The following is an 8,431-nucleotide window of genomic DNA, read 5'->3' on the forward strand; positions in this document are numbered from 1 at the left end:
GTTATGCCACCTCTGCTGTTTGTTGAACACGGTTAGCTTTATCAACCATCACTTGGCCATCAAGTAAGCGCACTAAACGGTCAGCATAATTGCCTTCTTTTTCTGAGTGAGTAACCACAATTACCGTGGTACCTTCGCGATTTAGCTCACGCAGCATCGCCATGACTTCATCACCATTTTTTGAATCAAGGTTACCCGTAGGCTCATCCGCTAAGATAAGTTTTGGATTAATCACAAGAGCTCGGGCTACCGCTACACGTTGCTGCTGACCGCCCGATAGCTGTTGCGGTAAGTGATCTGCTCTATGGTCGATTGCAACACGTTTTAAAATTTCTTCTACTCGCTGTTTACGTTCACTTTTTGAGATATTTTGATACTGTAATGGCAGCTCAACGTTTTCAAATACTGTTAATTCATCAATTAAATTAAAGCTTTGGAAAACAAAACCAATCGACGCTTTTCTAAGTGCCGCTAATTGTTTTTCACCAAACCCTGCGATGTCTTCGCCTAAAAACTCAAAACTGCCTGCTGATGGCGAATCCAACATACCTAAAATAGAGAGTAATGTTGATTTACCACAGCCAGATGGCCCCATAATGGCAAGAAACTCGCCTTCGTTTACATGTAAGTTAATGTTGTTAAGCGCTGTTGTTTCAACATCTTGAGTACGGAACACGCGTGATAAGTTAGTTAATTTAATCATTGTTTTTATCCTTAAAATTGTAGTTGTTGTGCTTTATCAAAGTTGCTGTAGCTAGAGGTGATCACGCGATCTCCGGCGCTTAGGCCACTTAACACTTCATAATAGTTTTGATTCTTTTTGCCAAGACGAATGTCTTTTCGTACTGCACGATTGCCATCTTTTTCCATGACATAAACCCAGTTACCTCCTGAGCTGGTAAAAAATGCGCCGCGTTCAAGTAATAAGGCAGTGCCTTTGCTATCACCTAGCATCAGCTGCACATCAAGGCTTTGTCCGCGTTTTATGTTGCTCGTACCATTGGGTAAATCGACTTCAACCTGAAACTGTGATTGCTGAACACGACTATCAATTTTGCTAACTGTTGCCGCAATTTCGCCTTGTTCATGCTCAATAAGCACTTGCATACCTGTTTGAACTTGGCTCAGGTAAAACTCATCTAGTCTCACAACTAGCTTGTATTCATTAGGAATATCAATCTGCCCTAGGCGAGCACCACGGCCTTTTGATTCACCAATTTCCACATCAAGTTCACTTAAATAACCATCAGCAGGTGCTGTTACGAGTAGGTTTTCAAGGTTCTTACGTGCAAACTGTAGGTTTTTCTCTAACATGTCGGCACTGTCTTTTAACTGAGCTACCTGAACTTCACGAATACTGTTTTCTTGCTTTTGACGCTCAAGAGTTAGTTCTTTACGCGCTTTGTAATACGCTAAGTCTTCTTGAATTTCAGATAATTGCTCTTGTGCTAACACACCCGTTTTCACTAGCGGCTGAGTTTGTTTTAAGCGGCGCGATAAATGCGTAATTTTAAGATCAATTTCAAGCAAATCACGGCGTAAGTTTAAACGGCTGGTTTCCATATTCATTTGCGTGTTACGTAAAAAGTTAAGCTGCTCAGTCACCTGTGCTTCACGGCTCATTACATCAAGCTGCAAATTGGTATTGCTTAAACGCACAAGTGGTTGGCCTTTTTTAACAAACTCACCCTGCTCAACAAGTCGCTCTTCGACTTGGCCTCCGGCAATGGTGTCTAGGTAAATAGTCGTGCGAGGCATAACCTGACCACGAAGACTTAAAGCATCAACAAATTCACCTTGTTGTACTGTGCTAATCGTTAAGCTTGTCGCGGTTACTTGCTGACTACGACCTGTTTGCTCAGTTTGTGTGAAACCATAAGCTGCTGCCGCAACAGCTAAACATGCTGCTGCAATGATTGATTTCTTAAAAAATGCTTTGTTATTTGAGCGTGTAATTTTCTTATCCATGTTGACGCCTTTAAGTTATCTAGGTGCTAATTACCTATAGATAAAACAACTCTTGTGCCAACTTTTATTTTCATTAAATTACAACAACTTACATTAAAACCAATAAAGATGAATATAATTAAGTGTCCGCTTATAGAACACTTCAAAACCCATATATCGTCCATAAATGGACACTGTTACTATTTTCAATTAGTCTTAGTGTTCCCATAAAGGAATAATAATAAATAGCTATGAAACAAGCAGGATCAATTCTTATCGTCGATGATAACCCCGACGTACTTATCGCCGCACGATTACTTTTAAAGCAGCATTATCAGGTTGTAAAAACCACAGATAACCCCTTTGATATCGAAGCTATCATTAACGCACAGCATGAAGCGGATCAGGCTATAGATGTTGTGTTACTCGATATGAACTTCACGCAAGACTCAATTAGTGGCAAAGAAGGATTCTACTGGCTAAAAAAAATCATGAGCCAAGACGCTAACATTGCGGTACTGCTTATGACGGCCTACAGCGATATTCAGCTAGCGGTCGAAGCAATTAAGGCCGGTGCCTCTGACTTTATTGCCAAGCCTTGGCAAAATGAGCAATTACTCGGTGCTGTAGCGGCGGCATTTTCACACGCTAAAGACAAACAGCAAGTTGGTAAACTTACAAAGCAAAAACAAGCCTTGCAGCAGTCAATCGGCAATCAACCATTTGAGTTTTTAGGCCAAAGTGATGCCATGCAGCAGGTTTTTTCGGTAATCGACAAAGCAGCCAGCACAGATGCAAACATATTGATCAGTGGCGAAAGTGGCACAGGTAAAGAACTCACTGCCCATGCAATCCACAATGCAAGCCAGCGCCAAAACCAGCCTTTCATTAGTCTAGATATGGGCTCACTGGCCGAAAGCCTGTTTGAAAGCGAACTATTTGGCCATAAAAAAGGGGCGTTTACTGGCGCGAAAGAAGATCGCATTGGCCGATTTGAGCTGGCCCATGGTGGTAGTTTATTTTTAGACGAGCTAGGTAATTTACCACTTAACCAACAAGTTAAGCTGCTCGCAGCACTACAAAACAGACAAATAACACCGGTTGGTGGCTCTAAAGTCATCGATATTGATATTCGTTTGATCTGTGCAACGAATGAAAACCTCGAACAAGCAGTTACTGAAGGCAAGTTTAGGCAAGACTTACTGTACCGTGTTAATACCGTAGAGATCCGTTTGCCAGCTCTGCGTGAGCGCAGTGAAGACATTCCATTACTGTGTAACTACTACTTGCAGCACTTTGCACATAAATACAAACGTGAGCTCTCGATTGCGGCATCTGATATGACACGTTTAAGCCAGTATCATTGGCCAGGCAATGTCCGTGAACTTGCCCATGCAATTGAGCGAGCAGTCATCCTCTCAGAAGGCTCAGAGCTCGATATAAGCTCAGTGATAAGCTCACCAAGTGCTGCTGTTAGTACAAGTGAGCTCTCTTCAAGCGCCACTGACTACGACACTTTTGATCTCGAAATCATCGAGCAGAGAACCGTTCGTGCAGCTTTAAAGCATTTTCAAGGGAACGTGAGTCATGCAGCTAAAGCCCTCGGCCTAACACGCGGAGCCATGTATCGTCGTTTAGAAAAATACGGACTTTAATCGATGCGAAATTTTATTAGCTTAGCCTGCCTATTAGCTGCACTAATTGGTTTATCAATAGCTTTGTTTTGGCAAGTAGAGCAAAGCGGGTTTTCTGCAATTTCGGCACTTTTAGTTATTTTAAATTTGGTATGTGCCGCGCAAATTTATAATTTATTTAAACGCCAAACAAGGCGTGCAGATATGGTGTTTCGCGCTTTAGCAAATGGAGACAGCACATTAGGCTTTGGCGACCAACACCCAATGCAGCAGCAATTTGAGCAGGTTAAACAGCAAATTCAGGCTGCGCGTTTTAATGCAGAGCAACAAGCCCAGTTCTTACAAGCGCTATTAATTCATATCGATTTAGCAGTATTAGTATGTGACGAACAAGGCACTATTATTGAAAGCAATCCGGCGGTCAGCCGTTTACTTGGACAAGCTGTAAAGCACATCGATGATTTAGGTGTAATAGCCAACCTAGTCCAAGACGCAAAGCAAAATAGCCGTAATACCGTGCCATGGCAAAATGGTGAGCAGCACGATACGTTATCTGTGCAGATCAGTATTGCCGAAATCCAAGGTAAAGTTCGTAAAGTGATCAGTTTGCAATCGATTCATGATCAGCTGCAATTAAAAGAGCAACAAGCTTATAAGCGCCTTACTAAAGTACTGACTCATGAAATAGCTAATTCGATTACGCCACTTTCTTCTTTAGCACAAACTTGTACGGCACTGCTGCCAACTGAGCTTAGTTTTGATGATCAGGAAGATAAACAAGACTTGCAACTCGCCCTAACAACACTCGCATCACGAACCGAGCATTTAGGGGAATTTATAGCGCAATTTAAAAAGGTTAGTAGCTTACCCGCCCCACACTTACAGCCACATATTCTGGCCGATCTTGCCAAACAAGTTGTCGCTCTGCACTCTCAACAAGCTAAGCAGCTTAATATTACGTTGAATTTGTCGGTGCAAAGCCAACAGTTAGTGATGATAGATAGAGGCCAAGTTGAACAAGTAATAATAAACCTGCTTACCAATGCCCTTGATGTCCTTAAGCAGTTAAATAGTCCAGAGTCAGCAAAGAGCATTGAGGTAAGCATTGCACAAAATGCTAATCAGCAACTGTATTTAGAGGTCAGTGACAATGGTACAGGTATCAGCGATCATGTGATTGAGATGATTTTTGTGCCATTTTTTACTACCAAGCAACAAGGCTCAGGAATAGGCTTAAGTTTATCGCGCCAGATCATGCTCAATCATGGCGGCGATTTGGTTTATATCAAACGCCAGCAAGGAGCCTGCTTTCGCTGCGTGTTCGGCTAACTTACATAGTTAGAACACTTACTTACAATTTGCTAAGGCGCTGTTTGGTATCATCAACCCATGAACGTTTAATGGACTAACCAATATGCGATACCTTGCCTTAGCACTGTTTTCTTCACTTGCCTTCATTCCTGCTACAAGCTTTGCTGGTATTTATGACAGCCCTAATATGAACCTGTTTGTTAAGTCAGAGCATAATAGTACTGATTCAATCACCTCAGCCGGCATCGAAGTTATGGCTAAAAATAACTACAGTAATTTCGGCGCAGCATTTACAACGGCACTGGGCTCAGCAGAAGTATTTACTAAAAAAGGTGATCGGGAGACATTTCTCACCTTAGATAGCGGCATCAAATTTGGTTATTTCAGCGACTTTTTTGTCTATGGCGAAGTGGGCTTAGATTTAATTGAGCTTGCTGTATACGACGACCGCGATGACCACGACTACAGAGACCGCTATGATGACGACCACAATAATATTGATGGCTATGTTGGTGTGGGCATGGGCGTGGACTCAAAGCCATTCAGAATAGAGATCTATGCCAGAGCCCGAGAAATAGACAGCCGCTATTGGGAAGCACAAAACCATGGTTATGCTGGGTTACAAGTTAGTATTTCGTTTTAATTTCAATTGGGTGAGTAAGTTAGCGAGCTGTTAATCTAATGGTCATTTTTAGCTCACCCTATGTTAAGCTTAGGCGCTTTAGTTTACCCGCACCTAAGTTAACGGAGTATTTTAATACGTGTTTTTAAATCGATTTTTAGGCCTTGTTGTTGTTTCTCTTATTGTAACAGGCTGTCAGACAGCCCCTGAGTCACTTCCCGAAAAGAAGCCTACCATCAAAGCCAATCCAGGTACTGTGGTTGCAGAAGCTAAAACAGCACAAGTAGACGCGGTGACACCGCTCAAACCAAGTGAACTAGATGACGTATGGCAGCGTATTCGTATTCAACTACAGTTTAGCGATTCAAGTCACCCAGATGTGCAAAAGCGCATTGCTTGGTACCTTACTCATCCAAATTACATGGAAGAAATAAGCCGCCGTGCAGCGCCGTATTTGTATCATATCGTCACAGAAGTAGAAAACCGTGACTTACCAATAGAACTCGCTCTAATGCCGCTTATAGAGAGCGATTTTGATGCCAGCGCCTATTCGCACAAACATGCATCGGGTTTATGGCAACTCACCCCCTCAATCGCCAAATACTTCAAAGTAAAAATTACCCCTTGGTATGATGGTCGCCAAGATGTGGTAGACAGCACCCGCGCAGCTTTGGATTTTATGGAATACCTTTATAAACGCTTTGATGGCGATTGGTATCATGCTATTGCTGCCTACAATATTGGTGAAGGGCGTGTATTACAGGCAATTGCTCGTAATAAAAAACAAGGTAAGTCGACGGACTTCTTTAGCTTAAAACTACCATCGCAAACCAAACAATACGTGCCTAAGTTACTGGCCGCAGCACAATTATTAAAGCACCAAAAAATGATATTCCCTGCCATTAAGAATGAGCAGGCTATTGCGACCTTACCAGTAACTGGGGCCGTGATCTTGGCAGACAAAGCGAAATGGCAAGAGCTAGAAGAGCTAAACCATGGTGTTATCCGATACCCAGCTGTGATTGATGCGCCACATATTGTGGTTCCCAAAGATCAGCAAGCAAGTTATCAAACTCTATTAGCTAATCAAAAGAGCAATGATTATAGCCAGTGGCAACATTACACTGTTAAACGCGGTGATAGCTTAAGTGTGATTGCAAAAAACTATAAAGTAACAGTTAGCCAACTGAAAACCTTCAATAACCTAAAAACAAACACTATCCGTATTGGTCAAAAACTGATATTGCCACAATTGGCTGATCAGCAAATCGAATATAAGGTGAAATCTGGCGATAGCCTTTGGAAGATAGCAAAGCAATACAAAGTCAGTATCACTAAACTCAAACAATGGAATAACCTTTCAAGAGATAGCTTAAGAGTGGGTGAAAAGCTCACCGTGTTTATCTCAAATAGTTAATACCAAATCAGGGAGTTTTACTCCCTGTCTCTTTTATCTATCCAATTAAAGTTGTATCTTTATTAGTCTATAAAAACAACAATTAAAAATTATGGATAATCAGCAACAGGACGCAAGCTGTTCAACCGTTAAATCAGAGCAAGACTCCAACGTTGAAGAGCAAACAAAGACCACCCAGCAAAACACTCAGCCTGCTAGCAACCAGCGCAAGGCATGGTTTACCAACGAGCGGCTAAACCTATTTCTCGCACTCTGCGCGATTATTATCTCCGCAGCCTCTTTTTATGCCACTTACTTGCAAGCCAGCGCCGCAGAACGACAAGTAAAAGCCGCAACCTGGCCATGGCTCGAAGTAATGACGGGGAATTTTAATGAAGAAAAAAATTCTGAAGAAATTACTTTTTACATCAAAAACTCAGGATCAGGCCCAGCCATTATTAAATACGTTAAATTCTTCCACGATGAAAAGTCTTATACAGAGATATTTGAAGTAATAAAGGACTGCTGCTTTGATATCTATGCTTACCAAGAGCAATTAAATAAGTTGCAAAATGAGTCACCAGAGATCAATTTCTTTGAAAAATTTGGTTGGTTGTATACCGGCGTTAGTAATAACCGATTATTAGCCTCAGGCGCTGAACTTAATCTTTTTGGTTTTAAGAAAACAGGCTTCAATGCAACTCAGTGGGACAAGGTAAATGACCAACGCTTTAATATTAAAACTGAGATCTGCTACTGCTCGTTGCTAGAACAATGCTACCTAAGCGATGGCCGCGGCGATGTGAAAGAGATAGAGCAGTGTAAGTGAGTTGCGAGAATAAAGTTAGCGAGAGGAAAGTTGCAAGAGTAAAGTTTGGAAATCTGCCGTAGGTTGGGTAGAGCGAAGCGAAACCCAACAGCGTGGTAATTCGTCATGCACAATGAAGAGGTAAAGCTCATTAATAAAAGACGAATTAGCGCGAGGTGAAATAAGCCGTTTAGAGATCGCCAAGCTGTTAGACCAATAGAGATTTTAAGAATTTTTAATCATGGGTTATGAAGAGGGTCACATGGATTGTGTTGGGTTTCGCTCCGCTCTACCCAACCTACCTAACTGAAAGCTACAAACGCAAAAAAGCCCGACTCTTTCGAATCGGGCTTTCTCTTATTTGGAGCCTGGCGATGACCTACTTTCACATAGCAGCTGCTACACTATCATCGGCGCTGTTTCGTTTCACTACTGAGTTCGGCATGGGGTCAGGTGGGTCCAAAACGCTATTGTCACCAAGCAAATTTGGTTTTAATTCGCTCATCTGAGCAAATTAATAAATCTGGAATTCTGATATCAAGTAAATGTCTACTTTAGTAACTTAACTTCTGTCTGTTACGCTGTCATAAAACGCGTTTGGCGTTGTATGGTTAAGCCTCACGGGTAATTAGTACAGGTTAGCTTAATGGCTCACACCACTTCCACATCCTGCCTATCAACGTTGTAGTCTTCAACGGCCCTTCAGAGACTTT

At 42.0% G+C, this 8,431-nt stretch carries 7 protein-coding genes and 2 rRNA genes; 5 read left to right on the forward strand and 4 right to left on the reverse strand.

Going from position 1 to position 8,431, the window contains the following annotated elements; translation table 11 throughout:
* Position 1 precedes the first annotated feature (1 nt).
* The gene (locus IMPJCBKJ_RS17655) at positions 2-703 is read right to left on the reverse strand and encodes an ABC transporter ATP-binding protein (RefSeq protein ID WP_054552246.1); all 702 of its coding nucleotides are present in this window, start codon (positions 701-703) and stop codon (positions 2-4) included.
* A gap of 11 nt (positions 704-714) precedes the next feature.
* Entirely contained in the window at positions 715-1,968 is a 1,254-nt protein-coding gene (locus IMPJCBKJ_RS17660) for an efflux RND transporter periplasmic adaptor subunit (protein ID WP_138599148.1), read from the reverse strand.
* 230 nt (positions 1,969-2,198) lie between these two features.
* Between IMPJCBKJ_RS17660 and IMPJCBKJ_RS17665 the strand changes: the two genes are divergently transcribed.
* From IMPJCBKJ_RS17665 to IMPJCBKJ_RS17685, 5 genes are all read left to right on the forward strand, one after another.
* The gene (locus IMPJCBKJ_RS17665) at positions 2,199-3,602 is read left to right on the forward strand and encodes a sigma-54 dependent transcriptional regulator (protein WP_166341341.1); all 1,404 of its coding nucleotides are present in this window, start codon (positions 2,199-2,201) and stop codon (positions 3,600-3,602) included.
* Positions 3,603-3,605: 3 nt separating this feature from the next.
* Entirely contained in the window at positions 3,606-4,910 is a 1,305-nt protein-coding gene (locus tag IMPJCBKJ_RS17670) for an ATP-binding protein (RefSeq protein WP_166341343.1), read from the forward strand.
* An 85-nt stretch (positions 4,911-4,995) separates the two neighbouring features.
* Positions 4,996-5,535 carry a hypothetical protein gene (locus IMPJCBKJ_RS17675; RefSeq protein WP_082389218.1) on the forward strand — a complete coding sequence of 180 codons (540 nt, stop codon included), beginning with the start codon at positions 4,996-4,998 and terminating at the stop codon, positions 5,533-5,535.
* Between the two features lie 118 nt (positions 5,536-5,653).
* Positions 5,654-6,931, forward strand: a complete 1,278-nt coding sequence (locus IMPJCBKJ_RS17680) for a LysM peptidoglycan-binding domain-containing protein (RefSeq protein WP_166341345.1) — start codon at positions 5,654-5,656, stop codon at positions 6,929-6,931.
* A 91-nt stretch (positions 6,932-7,022) separates the two neighbouring features.
* Positions 7,023-7,739: a hypothetical protein gene (locus IMPJCBKJ_RS17685; RefSeq protein WP_166341347.1), complete on the forward strand. Its 717-nt coding sequence runs from the start codon at positions 7,023-7,025 to the stop codon at positions 7,737-7,739.
* Between the two features lie 345 nt (positions 7,740-8,084).
* Here the strand turns inward: IMPJCBKJ_RS17685 and rrf are convergent.
* Together rrf and IMPJCBKJ_RS17695 are read right to left on the reverse strand one after the other, a co-directional pair.
* Positions 8,085-8,199 (reverse strand): 5S ribosomal RNA (gene rrf / locus IMPJCBKJ_RS17690).
* A 126-nt stretch (positions 8,200-8,325) separates the two neighbouring features.
* Positions 8,326-8,431: ribosomal RNA gene (locus tag IMPJCBKJ_RS17695) — 23S ribosomal RNA — on the reverse strand; the annotation flags it as partial.

The organism is Pseudoalteromonas sp. MB47 (assembly GCF_011319765.1).
Lineage (GTDB): Bacteria > Pseudomonadota > Gammaproteobacteria > Enterobacterales > Alteromonadaceae > Pseudoalteromonas > Pseudoalteromonas simplex.

Coding starts and splice junctions, on each gene's coding strand:
- IMPJCBKJ_RS17670 (WP_166341343.1), top strand. CDS start 3,606: ATGCGAAATTTTATTAGCTTAGCCTGCCTATTAGCTGCACTAATTGGT.
- IMPJCBKJ_RS17665 (WP_166341341.1), top strand. CDS start 2,199: ATGAAACAAGCAGGATCAATTCTTATCGTCGATGATAACCCCGACGTA.
- IMPJCBKJ_RS17655 (WP_054552246.1), bottom strand. CDS start 703: ATGATTAAATTAACTAACTTATCACGCGTGTTCCGTACTCAAGATGTT.
- IMPJCBKJ_RS17685 (WP_166341347.1), top strand. CDS start 7,023: ATGGATAATCAGCAACAGGACGCAAGCTGTTCAACCGTTAAATCAGAG.
- IMPJCBKJ_RS17675 (WP_082389218.1), top strand. CDS start 4,996: ATGCGATACCTTGCCTTAGCACTGTTTTCTTCACTTGCCTTCATTCCT.
- IMPJCBKJ_RS17660 (WP_138599148.1), bottom strand. CDS start 1,968: ATGGATAAGAAAATTACACGCTCAAATAACAAAGCATTTTTTAAGAAA.